Origin of the sequence: Candidatus Dactylopiibacterium carminicum, assembly GCF_014736495.1 — a bacterium.
In the GTDB taxonomy this organism is placed as follows: domain Bacteria; phylum Pseudomonadota; class Gammaproteobacteria; order Burkholderiales; family Rhodocyclaceae; genus Uliginosibacterium; species Uliginosibacterium carminicum.
Map to the genome: position 1 here is coordinate 21,467 of NZ_MDUX01000033.1, position 15,973 is coordinate 37,439.

Sequence of the window (15,973 nt, forward strand, 5' to 3'; positions counted from 1 at the left end):
AATCCGGATTTCCGTCGTTCAAATCGTCTTGATGCGCCCGATCATCTCTGCGGCGAAGGCAATATAGGCTTGGGCTCCCTTGGAGCCGCGGTCGAATACCACGCCGGGCAGGCCGTGGCTGGGCGCTTCGGCCAAACGCACGTTGCGCGGGATGATGGCCTTGAACACCTTATCGCCGAAATGGGCTTCCAGCTGGGCAGAGACCTGCTGCGACAGTGTGCTGCGCGGATCGAACATCACGCGCAACAGACCGATGATCTTCAGATCGCGATTGAGCTTGGCGTGCACCTGCTTGATGGTGTTGACCAGGTCGGACAGGCCTTCCAGCGCGTAATACTCACATTGCATGGGAATGATCACGCCATTGGCAGCACACAGACCATTGAGCGTGAGCATGGAAAGACTCGGCGGGCAGTCGACAAGGATGAAGTCATATTCGCCATCCACGACAGCCAGCGCCTGCTTCAGACGCTTCTCGCGGTTTTCCAGCTCGACCAGTTCGATCTCGGCCCCGGCCAGTTCACGGTTGGAAGCCAGCACATCGTAATTGCCCGTTTCGGAGCGGACACGCGCAGTCGCTACATCCTGTTCGCCGATCAGCACCTGATAGACCGTGCTGGGCACCGTGCGCTTGTCTACGCCTGAACCCATCGTGGCATTGCCCTGTGGATCGAGGTCGACGAGCAGTACGCGCTGCTCCAGCAATGCGAGCGCAGCCGCAAGATTCACGGTGCTGGTGGTTTTTCCGACGCCACCCTTCTGGTTGGCGACTGCGAAGATGCGGGCCATGGTCAGTTCCGGGAGAGGATGAGGAGATGTCTTTCCGCCGCTACCGCAGGCACTTCGAGGCGATGTACGGCACGCAGCTCGATACTCGAAGGCAGCGCCGCGAGTTCATCGTCAGGATACACGCCCTTCATGGCAAGCCATACGCCTTCCGGGGCCAGTAGCTGGCCGGTGAGCGCAGTGAAATCCCGCAGGCTGGAAAAGGCCCGGGAGATGACAGCTGGAAACGGGAGGGATGGCTGCAACTGCTCCACACGGCAGTTGTGCACAGTGACATTCTCAAGCCCCAGCTCGGCCTTGGCCTGTTGCAGGAAACTTGCCTTCTTGCCTACGGTTTCGACCAGCGTAACAGCCATCCCGGGCCGACAGATCGCCAGCGGAATACCTGGCAACCCGCCGCCGGTACCGACATCGGCAATCGCACTGAAGTCCTTCACCCAGGGCAACATGGTCAGAGAATCCAGCAGATGCAGATCGATCAGACCGGCCTCGTCACGGATCGCCGTGAGGTTGTAAACCTTGTTCCATTTCGTCAGTAACGCGCCATAGGCCAGCAGGCGCTCCTGAGTCCGCTCATCCAGATCCAGACCGAGCTTTGCGACCCCGGCCGCAAGACGCTGCGCAACGCTCATGCGCGGACCTCACGACTGGCTGCGCCGCGCTGCATGTCGCGCTTCTTCAGGTGGATCATCAGCAGGGCAACGGCTGCTGGCGTCACGCCAGGAATACGCGAGGCCTGCCCCAGCGTCTGCGGGCGTTGCTGAGTCAGCTTCTGCTGGATCTCGCGCGACAGGCCGGGCACGCCGGTGTAATCCATGTCGGCCGGCAGTTCGGCATTTTCCTGCCCAGCCAGACGCTGCACTTCTTCCTGCTGGCGCTCGATATAGCCCTGGTAGCGTGCCGTAATCTCGATCTGCTCGACCACCTGAGGATCCGTTTCGGCCGCCGGTGCGGTGGAAAGCCGCATCAGACGCGCGTAATCCATATTCGGCCGACGCAGCAGGTCGAAAAACCGGTATTCGCGCTCCAGCGGCTGGCCGAAGATTTCCTCAGCTTCACCATCCTGCAATTTGTGTGGCACGGCCCAACTGGCGTGCAAGCTAGCCAGCCCCCGTTCGATGGCTTCCCGCTTGGCAGAGAATGCAGTCCAACGGGTGTCATCCACCAGCCCCAGAGCCCTGCCCTGCTCGGTCAGGCGCAGGTCGGCATTGTCTTCGCGCAGAGACAGACGATACTCGGCACGCGAGGTGAACATCCGGTAAGGCTCGGTCACACCGCGCGTGATCAGATCATCCACCATCACGCCCAGGTAGCTTTCGCTACGTGCCGGGCACCAGGCGGATCGGCCCTGCGCCTGCAGCGCAGCATTGGTGCCCGCCAGCAGGCCCTGCGCTGCGGCTTCCTCATAGCCCGTGGTGCCATTGATCTGGCCGGCAAAGAAGAGACCGCTGATCGTCTTGGTCTCGAAGCTGGACTTCAGGTTGCACGGGTCGAAATAATCGTATTCGATGGCGTAGCCGGGACGCAGGATATGCGCGTTCTCCATCCCGTGGATGGAGCGCACCAAGGCCAGCTGAACATCGAAAGGCAGCGACGTTGAAATGCCGTTCGGATACAGCTCATGCGAGCTGAGGCTTTCCGGTTCAAGAAAGACGTGATGGCTGTCCTTGTCGGCAAAGCGGTGAATCTTGTCCTCGATCGAGGGGCAATAGCGTGGCCCGACACCTTCGATCACGCCGGTATACATGGGGGAACGATCCAGACCACCCCGGATGATTTCGTGGGTGCGTTCATTGGTACGCGTGACCCAGCAAGGCATCTGACGCGGATGCTGGGCCACGTTGCCGAGAAACGAGAATACGGGCAAGGGATTGTCGCTGTGCTGCTCCTGCATCACAGAGAAGTCCACCGTTTTGCCGTCGATACGCGGCGGAGTCCCTGTTTTCAGACGACCGACCGGCAGGGCCAGTTCGCGCAACCGCTGGGACAAGGCAATCGCCGGAGGATCTCCAGCACGTCCGCCAGAATGGTTCTCCAGACCAACGTGGATGCGGCCATTGAGGAATGTGCCTGCGGTCAAAACCACCGTCGGTGCTTCAAAGCGAATGCCGATCTGCGTAAGTACACCGGTTACCCGGTCCCCCTGCACCGTGATGTCATCAACAGCCTGCTGAAACAGAGTCAGATTAGGTTGATTTTCCAGCCGACGACGAATAGCCGCTTTGTACAGAATGCGATCCGCCTGGGCACGTGTGGCACGTACGGCTGGGCCTTTGGAGGCATTCAGAATGCGGAACTGGATCCCGCCTTCGTCGGTGGCAGCCGCCATGGCGCCTCCCAACGCATCGACCTCCTTCACCAGATGGCTCTTGCCGATCCCGCCAATGGAGGGATTGCAGCTCATCTGCCCCAGGGTTTCGATATTGTGGGTCAACAACAAAGTCTTGCTGCCCATGCGTGCGGCGGCAAGTGCAGCTTCGGTGCCGGCATGTCCGCCGCCCACCACGATGACATCGAAACGTTCCGGATACAGCATGTCGATACAGAAAATGGCACAAGGCTGGCAATGATACGCCGGCTGGTTACGACGACCAATGATGTTTCACGTGAAACATCATGCAAAGAAATACGTCCAGGCAAGACGAACAAAAAGCACCGAAACCATGATCAGTAACAAAACCCGCACGAAGCCATTACCACGATTCAATGCAATATGACTTCCAGTTTGAGCACCAGCAATATTGGCAACAGCCATCGTGAGACCAAGCTGCCAGAGTACGCCTTCGTGCGAGAAGAAATAGATCAACGCAGCAAGATTGGTTGCCAGATTCACAAACTTGGCACTCGCGGACGCTTGCAACATATTTATGCCAAACCAACGCACGAAGCAAAAGATCAGAAAGCTGCCCGTTCCTGGTCCAAAAAATCCATCATAAAACCCAATGCAGAAACCAGCCAGAGATGCCAGTTTGCGTGTGTGTCTGTCAGGTGCTTTCCCAGCCTGTTTACCGAAATCTGGTTTGAGCCAGACATAGAGACCAACCGCCAACAGCAATACAAGCACCAGCGGTCGCATAGCCTCCGGTGGAAGGAACGAAACGACCGCAGCACCACTGGCTGCACCAGCGAGCGCTGCCACGCTGGCCGGCCTTACGATATGCCAAGGGATCTCAATCCTGCGCGCGTAACGGAACGCCGCACTCGCTGTCCCTGCAATGGCCGCCAGCTTGTTTGTGCCGAACAAGACAGGAATGCTGACTTCTGGCATCACACTGAGCAGCAGCGGAACCAGTATCAAGCCGCCGCCCCCGACTACCGCGTCAACCAATCCCGCAAGAAAGGCCCCACAAACCAGCAATCCCCAATCCAGCATGATGTTCCACGTGAAACAAATTGTTCAGTCCGGGCTTTTCTCTGCCCACAACGCTTTTGCCACAGCCTTCCATACATCTGAGCCATGGATAAGTTCGCCTTCTTGTGCGCCCTCTTCCATCGTTCGTAACATCAATCCAACAAGACCGAAGAATTTGATCCGCGCAAGATCCACAGGTGTCGTTGAAGGCAAACCAACCGTGCCCTTCTCACCGAGAGCCAGCGCTTCACGCGCCAGCACACGCAACGCACGTTCATCATTCCAATCGATCCCCATTGCCACCAACGTCGCTGCCAGTTGCCGGGAAATCTGCTCTGCTTCGCGCCTTTGATCCTCGAATTGCGACATGAACCCTCCCTACTTTCCGATACAGAACCGAGAGAAAATCACACCCAATAAATCATCGGCACCGAACTCGCCGGTGATGCTATTAACTTTTTCCTGCGCCAGACGCAACTCTTCTGCCATCAGATCGAGCGCTTCAAATTGCCCATGCGCCAAGGCCACATGTCCGAGCGCCGAGCGCAAGGCTTCCAGATGACGCTCCCGCGCAAGATAGACATCCTCGCCATGAGCTTCCCAACCGGCAATTTTCAACAAAGCCTGCTGCAACAGTTCGATGCCCTGCCCGGTTTTGGCCGACAACCAGATGTGCAGTCCATCCTCTCGCTGCTCTCGTCTGGCTGGAGCATCAAGCAGATCCAGCTTGTTGAACACCCAGATAACCGGAACACCTTCAGGTAATCTGGAATCGATGACGTGATCTTCAGACGTGATTCCCTGCCGGGCACTCACCAGGCGCAACACCACATCCGCACTGGCGATTTCACGCCAAGTCCGTTCGATACCGATCTTCTCCACCACATCCTCGGTATCACGCAGACCAGCAGTATCGATGATGTGCAGTGGAATGCCTTCTATCTGGATAGCCTCGCGCAGGACATCCCGCGTCGTACCCGCTACCTCGGTGACAATGGCACGCTCTTCCCCGGATAGCCGGTTCAACAGACTGGATTTGCCGACATTAGGCTGACCCGCCAGTACTACCTGCAATCCTCGCCTCAGCAGACTTCCCTGCTGAGCCTTTGCCAGCAAAGTCTGAAGCGCTTCTTCCAGTGAAGCCAGTCGGGCCAGCGCACGCGCAGCTTCAAGAAAATCAACTTCCTCATCGGGAAAATCCAGCGTCGCTTCCACCAGCATGCGCAGATCCACGAGTTGATCACGCCAAGCATGAATGGCATCGGAAAAACCGCCACGCAGCGAACGCAGAGCCGACCGTGCTGCCGCCGTGGTGGACGCATCGATGAGATCGGCCACGCCTTCCGCCTGCGCAAGATCCAAACGATCATTGAGAAAGGCCCGGCGAGTGAACTCACCAGGTTCGGCAAACCTGGCACCAAGCTCCAGACAACGTGACAGCAGCATCTGCATCACCACCGGACCACCATGGCCCTGCAGCTCAATCACGTCTTCGCCGGTATAGGAATGCGGTGCAGGAAAATACAGCAACAGCCCTTGATCGATGGGCTCGCTGTTTGCGTCGAGAAAATTCGCCAGGCTGGCGTGACGCGGCTTTGGGGAACGTCCGGTGAGTTCCTGCGCAAAACCGGCGAGATCCGGGCCGGACACCCGGACCACACCGATGCCGCCGCGACCGGGTGCGGTCGCAACGGCAGCGATCACATCATCTTGCAGCCTTGGCTTCGCCACGCTCGATCATCCGCGTCACGTACCATTGCTGAGCAATGGAAAGAATGTTGTTCACCACCCAGTACAGCACCAGACCAGAGGGGAACCACAGGAACATGAAGGTGAACATGATCGGCATGATCATCATCACCTTGGCCTGCATCGGATCAGGCGGTGTGGGGTTGAGCTTGGTCTGGATGAACATGGTGGCGCCCATGATCAATGGCAGGATGAAATACGGATCCTTCACCGACAGATCGGTGATCCAGAACATCCACGGAGCCTGGCGCATTTCAACCACCGACAACAGTACCCAATACAACGCGATGAATACCGGCATCTGCACCAGGATCGGCAGACAGCCACCCATCGGATTGACCTTCTCGGTCTTGTAGAGCTCCATCATGGCCTGATTGAGCTTCATCTTGTCGTCCTTGTAACGCTCCTGCAGCGCCTTCATACGCGGCATCAGCGTCTTCATCTTGGCCATGGACTTGTAGCTGGCGGCCGACAACGGGAAGAACAAGGCCTTGATCAGGATCGTCACCAGAATGATCGACCAGCCCCAGTTGCCGACGATCTTGTGGATCATATTCAGTACCCAGAACAGGGGCTCGGCAAAGATGGTCACCAGACCGTAGTCCACCACCTTGTTGAAACCGGTAGCCAGCTTGGCAAGCTTATCCTGCTCCTGAGGACCAACATACAAGGGCACATCGATGCTCTGCTTGGCTCCAGCAGCTACTTGCACCGGCAGCTTCACACCAGCACCATAGAAATCGTTGCTGATCTTGTGGGTATAGAACTCGCGCTGCACGTCGCCATTCGGCAGCCATGCACTCACGAAGTAGTGCTGCACCATCGCCACCCAGCCATCCTTGGCGGACTTGACGAAGCTGGTTTCGTTGTTTTCGATCTTCTTGAATTCAACCTTCTGGAACTTGCCTTCCTGAGTAAAGAAAGCCGGTCCGGTGAAAGTTGATACACCGCCGAAGAAGCCCTTGGTATGTTCAGCAGGCTGACCATCACGTGCCAGCTGAAAATATGCCGTTGCGTTCAACGGCTTGTCACTGGTGTTGTTGATTTCATAAGCCACATCGACAACATAGGAGCCACGATAGAAAGTCAACAGCTTGGTGACTTCGATCCCCGCCGATGCCGGCGCCTTCAGACGCACCACCAGGGAATTCTCACCATCCTTGAGTACATACCCAGTCTGCTCGGGTTCAAGGATGGTCTTGTGGGTGGGCAAACCTTCCGCACCGAGCAAGCCGGTATTGGCAATGTACTGATGCTTACCGCTTTCCTGCAGCACCACGAAATTCTTGGAGTGATCCTCTGAATCCTTGTGATGGGTAAGTTCCACATGGATCAGATCGCCGCCGACCGCGGAGACCACGGCTTCCATCATGTCGGTACGCACAGTCACGCGCGGCGCTTCGGCGTAGGCGGAAAGTGTTGCCGCAGTTCCCGCCGGCACGGTAGTTCCAGGCTCGGTGGAAGCCATAGGCGCGGGAATGGAACTATCTGCGGCTGCAGCAGATTGAGCCGTTTCAGGCACTGCCGCCGGGGTGTTGTGTTGCACCCAGCGTTCCCACAGCAGGATTATTGAGAAGGCAAATACCACTGCCAGGATCAAACGCTTGAAATCCATCTGCATGATAGAAACTCTAGGTGGAATATCGGAGGATCAGAAAAAACCAGACTGTTGCGATGCGATGATCAGGGCACAGGATCATGCCCGCCGTCGTTCCATGGGTGACAGCGCATTACCCGCCATACAGCCAGCCGGAAACCTCTGATGATGCCATGTTTTTCAATGGCTTCGATGGCATAAGCGGAACAGCTCGGATGAAAACGGCAACGGTTGCCCAGCCAGGGACTGATCGCAAAACGATAGAACTTCAACAAACCGATGAACAGCGTCTTCATCTGGGCAATCGCTGCAGCAAGGTGACGATGTCTTCACGCAACTGGGCCTTTGATGCACCCTTCACGCTTGCGTTCAGTCGCAGGATCAGATCACAACCCGGAAGGTCGTCACGACGCAGCCGGAACGTCTCTCGGCCAAGGCGTTTGAGCAGATTGCGCTGCACCGCGCGCTTGGCCAGCCGTTTGGCGATCACGGCACCAAAGCGCGCACTGCTACCGCCATTCGGGCGGTAATGCAGCATGAAGTAGCGCCCCCGGATCGCCTTCCGAAAAGCAAAAACGGATGAATAATCATCCGTTTTGCATAACCTGTACGTTCGCGGGTACGCGTACGACACAACCGCTGCCTGCTCTGCCTGATGCACTCTTGACATCGTGCAACAAAGCCGCAGCCGGCCGGTCAGACAGCCAGACGATGGCGGCCCTTGGCACGACGCGCAGCGATGACCTTGCGACCACCCTTGGTAGCCATGCGAACCAGGAAACCGTGCGTGCGCTTGCGACGAACCACGGAGGGTTGATAGGTGCGTTTCATGATCAGATTCCTAAATCGACCGACTTGGCGAACTCGCGATTAGACAGTCTAGCTACCTGTTTGTCAAGAGAATTCCCGGAAGTCTTCAACAGCTGCCTGTGGATAAATCTGTTCGAAAACGCTAGAATTCGTCCTCGCAGTTCCCAGCCCTCGGTCAATCCAGAAGGGAGTGGACTGTCCCCCCGCCTAAATCAGTCGACAGCGCCAAGCCATCGGCTCATGTATTTCCAATCCCGGCACGCCGGGGCCTTTGCGTGCCCTGCGTGGCATGCGATATTGAACATCAAGTCTGAAAACATCGTGAGTCACGCCTTCTGGTCCGCCTGCCTTGTCCGTCTGGAAAGTGAACTGCCGCCCCAACAGTTCAACACCTGGATCCGCACGCTCGAAATCGGTGAAAGCGAAGCAGGGGGTATCTGTCTCCTTGCTCCGAACCGCTTCGTGCTGCAATGGGTGCGCGAGCGCTACCAGCAACGCCTGGAACAATTGGCCGAAGAATTCTTCGGCGCCGTCACTCCTCTGAGCTTCCAGCTCGGCAGCCCGAAGAAACCTGCAGCCCCTCGCGCAGCTTCTCCTGCCAGCGCCCCCGTTGTGTCTGCTACATCCACTGCAGCAGCAACCGCTTCGAACAAGGGAAAGCCTGCAACCAGCGAAGCGCCCGCCGTCATTTCCAGCAGCAACGCGAATGGCAGCACCTACGAAAAGACAAGGCTCAACCCCTCATTCACCTTCGACACCCTGGTCACCGGTCGCGCCAACGACTTGGCACGTGCAGCGGCTATCTCGGTCGCCAACAATCCCGGCGGCACCTACAACCCGCTGTTTGTCTATGGGGGCGTCGGCCTCGGCAAGACCCACTTGATCCATGCTATCGGCAACGAGGTGCTGCGCCACAATCCGAAGGCCGTGGTGCGCTACGTCCACGTCGAGGATTACTTCTCCGATGTGCTTCGCGCTTACCAGCAAAAGAATTTCGACGCCTTCCAGCGTTACTACCGCGGACTGGATCTGCTGCTGATCGACGATATCCAGTTCCTCGGCGTCGGCAATAAGGAACGTACTCGCGACGAGTTTTTCTACGCTTTCAACGCACTCACCGAAGCCAAGAAACAGATCGTGATCACCTGCGATACCTATCCCAAGGATATCCAGGGCCTGGAAGACCGCCTCATCTCCCGCTTCGACTGGGGTCTCACGGTGCAGATCGAGCCGCCCGAACTGGAGATGCGCATCGCCATCCTCAAGAAAAAGGCCGCGCTGGACAACGTACCGTTACCGGACGACGTCGCCTTCCTGATTGCCAAGAACCTGCGCTCCAACGTGCGCGAGCTTGAAGGCGCCCTGAAGAAGGTAGTGGCCTACGCACGCTTCAACAGCCGGGAAATCAGCCTGGAACTGGCTCGCGAAGCCCTGCGCGATCTGCTGGCTGCCCACAACCGCCAGATCACCATCGAACTGATCCAGAAGACTGTTGCCGACTTCTTCAAGCTCAAGCTGGCCGAGCTGCTGTCCAAGAAACGCACACGCAACATCGCACGGCCACGCCAGATCGCCATGTACCTGGCACGCGAACTTACCCCGGCCTCATTGCCGATGATCGGCGAAGCCTTCGGTGGCCGCGACCACACCACCGTTCTGCATGCCTGCGGCACCATCGCCGAACTGCGACTGAACGATCAACAGCTCAATCACGATCTGTATGTACTCACCCAGACACTGAAAGGATAAGTACCCAGACTGTGGACAAGCCTGGGGAATGAGGCTTGATCAAATGTGGGAAAGCCGGCCCGAACAACTGACGACGAAAACAGTCCACAACTGCCCACAGGCTTCAACCCCCACTTGCCAACAAGCTGATGAACAGCCTCAAGCAATTGTTTTACAAAGACTTTAAAAGGTTTTCCACAGAAAACAGCTCGCTATATAAGTATTAGGAAGTTATATAAATACTTCTGTTAACAACAAGTACCTTCATGATTGCCGCGCACGTGGCTGACAATCTGGACCTTGATGATCTTCTTGCCGGAGAGTTCATCCAGGCTCTGAAGACAACAACCGGATCCGATACGAATCTTCTGTTGCCGGCAGTCAGCTTGTCAGGCCATTGAAGGCCGGCAGCACGGACAATGTTGTGAACAAGTCTGCGTGGAAGCCGTGAGCGGAATGTGAGTAAACAAGTCTTCAAGGTGATCCCGATAAATCATCCCCAATTCCCCACAGACTTCACCCCCCGCTTGCAAACAACGTGATGCACAAGCCCTGAATATTGTTTCATAAGCAGAAAACCCAGTTATCCACAGAAACCTGGCCGCTATATAAGTATTAGGAGGTTTATATAAATGCTTCTGTTAACTACAACTCGTGATGCTCTGCTGGCTCCATTGCAGTCCGTCTCCGGCATCGTCGAGAAGCGTCATACCCTCCCCATCCTCTCCAATGTTCTGATCGAGAAGCAGGCTGAAGCACTCACACTGCTGGCCACGGACATCGAGATCCAGATCACGACACACCAGAGCACGCCAGGGGGTGGCGAAAGCGCATCCATCACCGTTTCCGCACGCAAGCTGCAAGACATCCTGCGCGCGCTGCCAGACGGCGAGATCAGTCTGGTGCTGGACGACAAGCGTCTCACGCTGAAAGCCGGCAAGAGCCGCTATGCGCTGCAGACCCTGCCCGCGGCCGATTACCCGCGCATGCAGCTCAATTCCGGTGAGAGCCTCAACCTGCGCATGTCGCAGAAGGATTTCCGCCGTCAGCTTGCGCAAGTGGCCTACGCCATGGCCGCACAGGACATCCGTTACTACCTCAACGGCCTGCTGATGCAGGTGCTGGGCAACGAACTGCGTCTGGTCGCCACCGACGGTCACCGCCTCGCGCTGTCGTCCAACATGCTGGAACAGGAATACGCCCGCACCGAAGTGATCTTGCCGCGCAAGACCGTGCTTGAACTCAACCGCCAGCTGGCTGACAGCGACGACCCCGTCGACATCACCATCACCGGCAATCAGGCTGCTTTCCGCTTCGGCCCCATCGAGTTGATCACCAAGCTCATCGATGGCAAGTTCCCGGACTACGATCGCGTGATCCCGCAAGGCAATCCGCGTTTGGTCATTGCCCACCGCGCCAGCCTGCTGGCTGCGCTGCAGCGCGCCGCGATCCTCACCAACGAGAAGTTCCGGGGCCTGCGTGTGGTGCTCGAGCCCGGTCTGTTGCGCGTGATCAGCTCCAACGCCGAGCAGGAAGAGGCGCAGGAAGAACTTGAAGTCGCCTATTCCGGCGAACCATTGGAACTGGGCTTCAACGTTACCTACCTGCTCGACATGCTCAACAATGTGGGCACCGAAAGCGTCGAGATCCACCTCAACGAACCGATGTCCTCAGCGCTCTTCACCTTGCCGGAAAACGATCAGTTCAAGGCTGTGGTGATGCCGATGCGCATCTGATCCGGGAGACTGTCGTGAGACTCAAGCTGCTGCTCAGCCTGCTGGCCCTCAACATCCTGATGATTCCCTCGCTCGTCCAGGCCACGCCGGGTGAGCGCCAGATCATCGGCAAGGATTCCGTGCATGGCCTCGTCATTGGCGAGATCATTCCTGGAAGCCGGTTTGCTGCCCTGCAGATCGGTATGTTGCGTGGCGAGGTCGAGCAGCTGCTGGGAAAGCCGGATGAACTGCAGATCCTCGATACCGGCCTCGCCTCGCTCTATTTCGGCAGTTTCAAGTGGCAGACCGAACAAAGCTATGCCGGCGAAGGCCGCCTGCTTTTCGATCGCACCGGCCGCCTGATCCAGATCGACGCCAGCCAGCCAGAAAGTGACTGAGCAGTCAGCCCGTCCCCAACAGCCCCTCGAATCCGAACTGATTGAACACAATGTCCGAGCAAAACAAACCGCAACAAGCCGATTACGACGAATCCTCCATCCGGCAGCTCGAAGGCCTGGAAGCCGTGCGCAAGCGGCCCGGCATGTATATCGGAGACACCTCCGATGGCACCGGTCTGCACCACATGGTGTTCGAAGTCGTCGACAACGCGATCGACGAAGCGCTTGCGGGCCATTGCGATGACATCGTGGTTACCATCCACACTGACAATTCCATCTCGGTGACCGACAATGGTCGCGGTATTCCGGTGGGCATCAAGTTCGATGATAAGCACGAGCCCAAGCGCTCGGCTGCCGAGATCGTGATGTGCGTGCTGCATGCCGGTGGCAAGTTCAACCAGAACAGCTACAAGGTGTCCGGCGGCCTGCACGGCGTGGGCGTTTCCTGCGTGAATGCACTGTCCAAGTGGCTGCGGCTCACCATCGCGCGCGATGGCAAGCGCCACTTCATCGAATTCAACCAGGGCAAGCCGATCAATCGAGAGATCGAGGTACAGAACGGCGTTGAAGTCTCGCCTCTGAAAGTCCTGGGCGATACCGACAAGCGCGGTACGCGCGTGCATTACCTCGCTGACGAAGAGATCTTCGGCAAGATCGAGTACCACTACGAGATCCTCGCCAAGCGTCTGCGCGAGCTTTCATTCCTCAACAACGGCGTCAAGATCAAGCTCGTCGACCAGCGCAACGGCAAGGAAGAGGATTTCGCCTTCTCAGGTGGCGTGAAAGGCTTCGTCGACTACATCAATCGTGCCAAGACCGTGCTGCATCCCACGGTATTCAATGCCGTGGGCACCACCACCGTCACCACCGGTCACGTGCAGGATGTCGAGCTTTCCGTCGAAGTCGCCATGCAGTGGAACGACAGCTACCAGGAGCAGGTGCTGTGCTTCACCAACAACATTCCGCAGTCCGACGGCGGCACCCACCTCACCGGCCTGCGTGCCGCGATGACGCGCATCATCAACAAGTACATCGAGGAAAACGAGATCGCCAAGAAGGCCAAGGTCGACATCTCCGGCGATGACATGCGCGAAGGGCTTGCCTGTGTGCTGTCGGTGAAGATGCCGGACCCCAAATTCGCCTCGCAGACCAAGATGAAGCTGGTATCCAGCGAAGCCCGGCCGGCGGTGGAAGAAGTCGTGGCCGCTAAACTCAGCGAATTCCTGCTCGAAAATCCCATCGACGCCAAGACTATCTGCGGCAAGATCGTCGAAGCTGCTCGTGCTCGCGAAGCCGCCCGCAAAGCGCGTGAAATGACACGCCGCAAGGGCGTGCTGGACGGCATCGGCCTGCCTGGCAAGCTTGCCGATTGCCAGGAGAAGGATCCTTCCCAGTGCGAGATCTACATCGTCGAAGGTGACTCCGCCGGCGGTTCTGCCAAACAGGGGCGCGACCGCAAATTCCAGGCAATCCTCCCGCTGCGCGGCAAGGTGCTCAACGTCGAGCGCGCGCGGTTCGACAAACTGATCTCCTCCGACCAGATCGCCACGCTGATCACAGCACTCGGCACCGGTATCGGCAAGGACGATTACAAGCCCGAAAAACTGCGCTACCACCGCATCATCATCATGACCGACGCGGACGTCGATGGCGCACACATCCGCACGCTGCTGCTCACCTTCTTCTATCGCCAGATGCCCGAACTGGTCGAAGGCGGCCACATCTACATCGCCCAGCCACCGCTGTACAGGATCAAGCACGGCCGCACAGAGCTCTACATCAAGGATGACCACGAGCTCTCCGCCCACCTGCTCAAGCTCGCACTCGATGGCGCCGCCCTGCTGCCGGGCAAGGATGCCGCCCCCATCGAAGGCGAGGCATTGGCCGAGATGGCTCGTTCCTATCTGCTGGCCGAAGCCGTCATCAATCGCCTCACCAGCTGGATTGATCCCGATGTACTGCATGCTGTGCTCGCCCACGGTGTAGAACTTGATCTTGCCGATGAAGCCGCTGCCCAGGCGTCAGCACAACGTCTGCAGCCCGTGCTGCCTGCCGGGATCCAGGTCAAGCCCTATTACAACGATCTCAAGGAAGGCTGGCACCTTGCGCTCGAACGCCTGCACCACGGCAATATCAAGCGCACCGAGATAGATCCGGAATTCCTCGCTTCCGGCGACTATCCCGCCATCCGCCGGGCCAGCCAGATCATCACCGGTCTCATCGGTGAAGGCGCCAGTGTGCGCCGTGGTGAAAAGGGCAGCGCCGTGAAGAGCTTCTCCGAGGCCATTGTCTGGCTGCTCAACGAAGTCGAACGCAACCTCGGCAAGCAACGCTACAAGGGTCTCGGCGAAATGAACCCCGAGCAACTCTGGGAAACCACCATGGACCCGGGTGTGCGCCGCCTGCTCAAAGTGCAGATCGACGACGCCATCGCCGCTGACGAGATCTTCACCACACTGATGGGTGACCAGGTCGAACCGCGTCGCGAGTTCATCGAACGTAACGCCCTGAATGCGCGGAATATCGATGTCTGAGTTGTCTCTCGACGACAATGACCGCAAGATCCTCGATCTGCTGCGTGATAACGGGCGCCTCACCAATCAGGAGCTGGCGGAGCTGATCGGGCTTTCGGCTTCGCAGTGCTCGCGCCGGCGCATTGCACTGGAGCAGGCGGGGATGATCCTTGGCTATCACGCGCAGCTTTCGCCTCAGGCGGATGGCACGCCGGTGATGGGGGTGATCGAGGTGCGTATGCAGAGCCAGGTGCCCGAGGTGGTGGAGGCTTTTCATACCTTCGTGGCTCGGCAGCCGGCGATCCGCGATGCCTTCAAGCTCACGGGCGACTACGACTATCTCTTGAAGGTGGCGGTGGGCAATCTGGCCGAGCTGAGCCAGCTGATCCAGCAATTGGCTGGATTGCGCGACTGCGTGGGCCATCTGCGCACGGCCGTGGTGCTGGAGCGCCTGAAAGAGGCAGGCAACGCCCTGCCAGACAGCGAATTGTCCTGAGTATTAACGTATTGGCATTCCAGTGGCGCCTGGATATCTGCCGGAACAGATAAGCTATCTGCTGGATGGTGCATGACCCGAGATCAAGAATGAAAATTTTGCTTGATCTGTGCAAATTGTTTCCTAGAATCGCACGGTTCAATCATCTTGCCGCGTTTTCATGAGCACTACTGCAAGCATTTCCGAGCGCATTCCGCACAGTCTGGTCGAAGACGTCCTGGCGCTGATCCTGGGTACCCTGGTGGTGTCCTTCGGTGCGAACCTGCTCAAGCAGGCCGGTGCCGTGACGGGCGGCACCGCCGGCATGGCCTTCCTGATCCACTACGCCACGGGCATCAAGTTTGGCGTGGCTTTCTTTGTGCTCAACCTGCCCTTTTACTGGCTGGCATTCCGGCGCATGGGCAAGGGCTTCGTGGTGAAAACCTTCTGCGCGGTGGCGCTGGTATCGGTGTTTACCGAGCTGCACGGCCAGTTCATGGATTTCTCGCATCTGGACCCGCTCTACGCCACCGTGTTGGCCAGCGTGGTGATGGGCCTGGGTTTTCTCGTGCTGTTCCGTCATAAGGCCAGCTTGGGCGGGGTGAACATCCTCGCGCTTTACCTGCAGGACCGCTACGGCGTCCGCGCAGGCAAGGTGATGATGGGCGTGGATGTGTGCGTGGTGCTGACTTCCCTGTTCCTGGTGGATCTGAGGCTGTTGCTGGCCTCTATCTGCGGCGCGGTGATCCTGAACCTGATCATCGCCATGAATCACCGTCCGGGGCGTTATCAGGCCTGAGCAACCGTCTTGGCCGTCAAGCGCTATGCATAGTCGAATCCCACATCGAGC

General features: G+C 58.0%; 16 protein-coding genes. 6 read left to right on the forward strand and 10 right to left on the reverse strand.

From position 1 onward, the window contains the following. Positions 1-18: 18 nt before the first annotated feature. The 10 genes from BGI27_RS10755 to rpmH form a co-directional block, all read right to left on the reverse strand. Positions 19-789, reverse strand: a complete 771-nt coding sequence (locus tag BGI27_RS10755; protein ID WP_095524870.1) for a ParA family protein — start codon at positions 787-789, stop codon at positions 19-21. Positions 790-791: 2 nt separating this feature from the next. Beyond that, positions 792-1,418 carry a 16S rRNA (guanine(527)-N(7))-methyltransferase RsmG gene (rsmG, locus tag BGI27_RS10760; RefSeq protein ID WP_095524871.1) on the reverse strand — a complete coding sequence of 209 codons (627 nt, stop codon included), beginning with the start codon at positions 1,416-1,418 and terminating at the stop codon, positions 792-794. Then, positions 1,415-3,322, reverse strand: coding sequence for a tRNA uridine-5-carboxymethylaminomethyl(34) synthesis enzyme MnmG (mnmG, locus tag BGI27_RS10765; protein WP_095524872.1), 1,908 nt, complete (start codon positions 3,320-3,322; stop codon positions 1,415-1,417). Before mnmG ends, rsmG begins: the two co-directional genes overlap by 4 nt. A gap of 78 nt (positions 3,323-3,400) precedes the next feature. Beyond that, positions 3,401-4,159, reverse strand: coding sequence for a sulfite exporter TauE/SafE family protein (locus BGI27_RS10770; protein WP_095524873.1), 759 nt, complete (start codon positions 4,157-4,159; stop codon positions 3,401-3,403). A gap of 24 nt (positions 4,160-4,183) precedes the next feature. Further along, positions 4,184-4,507 (reverse strand): hypothetical protein, encoded by a 324-nt coding sequence (locus BGI27_RS10775; RefSeq protein WP_095524874.1) that lies wholly within the window; start codon positions 4,505-4,507, stop codon positions 4,184-4,186. A gap of 9 nt (positions 4,508-4,516) precedes the next feature. Further along, positions 4,517-5,854 carry a tRNA uridine-5-carboxymethylaminomethyl(34) synthesis GTPase MnmE gene (gene mnmE / locus BGI27_RS10780; RefSeq protein WP_095524884.1) on the reverse strand — a complete coding sequence of 446 codons (1,338 nt, stop codon included), beginning with the start codon at positions 5,852-5,854 and terminating at the stop codon, positions 4,517-4,519. Next, the gene (gene yidC / locus BGI27_RS10785; RefSeq protein WP_095524885.1) at positions 5,844-7,502 is read right to left on the reverse strand and encodes a membrane protein insertase YidC; all 1,659 of its coding nucleotides are present in this window, start codon (positions 7,500-7,502) and stop codon (positions 5,844-5,846) included. Before yidC ends, mnmE begins: the two co-directional genes overlap by 11 nt. Positions 7,503-7,570: 68 nt before the next feature. Beyond that, entirely contained in the window at positions 7,571-7,780 is a 210-nt protein-coding gene (yidD, locus tag BGI27_RS10790; protein WP_095524875.1) for a membrane protein insertion efficiency factor YidD, read from the reverse strand. Then, positions 7,777-8,154, reverse strand: coding sequence for a ribonuclease P protein component (rnpA, locus tag BGI27_RS10795; RefSeq protein WP_095524876.1), 378 nt, complete (start codon positions 8,152-8,154; stop codon positions 7,777-7,779). Before rnpA ends, yidD begins: the two co-directional genes overlap by 4 nt. 26 nt (positions 8,155-8,180) lie before the next feature. Then, entirely contained in the window at positions 8,181-8,315 is a 135-nt protein-coding gene (rpmH, locus tag BGI27_RS10800) for a 50S ribosomal protein L34 (RefSeq protein ID WP_018604832.1), read from the reverse strand. A gap of 300 nt (positions 8,316-8,615) precedes the next feature. Here rpmH and dnaA point away from each other — a divergent pair, with 300 nt between their 5' ends. From dnaA to BGI27_RS10830, 6 genes are all read left to right on the forward strand, one after another. After that, positions 8,616-10,043 carry a chromosomal replication initiator protein DnaA gene (gene dnaA / locus BGI27_RS10805; protein WP_170943012.1) on the forward strand — a complete coding sequence of 476 codons (1,428 nt, stop codon included), beginning with the start codon at positions 8,616-8,618 and terminating at the stop codon, positions 10,041-10,043. 611 nt (positions 10,044-10,654) lie between these two features. After that, the gene (gene dnaN / locus BGI27_RS10810; RefSeq protein WP_095524878.1) at positions 10,655-11,758 is read left to right on the forward strand and encodes a DNA polymerase III subunit beta; all 1,104 of its coding nucleotides are present in this window, start codon (positions 10,655-10,657) and stop codon (positions 11,756-11,758) included. A 14-nt stretch (positions 11,759-11,772) separates the two neighbouring features. Next, the gene (locus BGI27_RS10815) at positions 11,773-12,135 is read left to right on the forward strand and encodes a hypothetical protein (RefSeq protein ID WP_095524879.1); all 363 of its coding nucleotides are present in this window, start codon (positions 11,773-11,775) and stop codon (positions 12,133-12,135) included. A 50-nt stretch (positions 12,136-12,185) separates the two neighbouring features. Then, positions 12,186-14,669, forward strand: a complete 2,484-nt coding sequence (gene gyrB, locus BGI27_RS10820; protein WP_095524880.1) for a DNA topoisomerase (ATP-hydrolyzing) subunit B — start codon at positions 12,186-12,188, stop codon at positions 14,667-14,669. Then, a complete protein-coding gene (locus tag BGI27_RS10825) occupies positions 14,662-15,144 on the forward strand; it encodes an Lrp/AsnC family transcriptional regulator (RefSeq protein WP_095524881.1) in 483 nt (160 codons plus the stop codon). Before gyrB ends, BGI27_RS10825 begins: the two co-directional genes overlap by 8 nt. A 160-nt stretch (positions 15,145-15,304) precedes the next feature. Then, positions 15,305-15,922 carry a YitT family protein gene (locus BGI27_RS10830; RefSeq protein ID WP_095524882.1) on the forward strand — a complete coding sequence of 206 codons (618 nt, stop codon included), beginning with the start codon at positions 15,305-15,307 and terminating at the stop codon, positions 15,920-15,922. Positions 15,923-15,973: the final 51 nt, after the last annotated feature.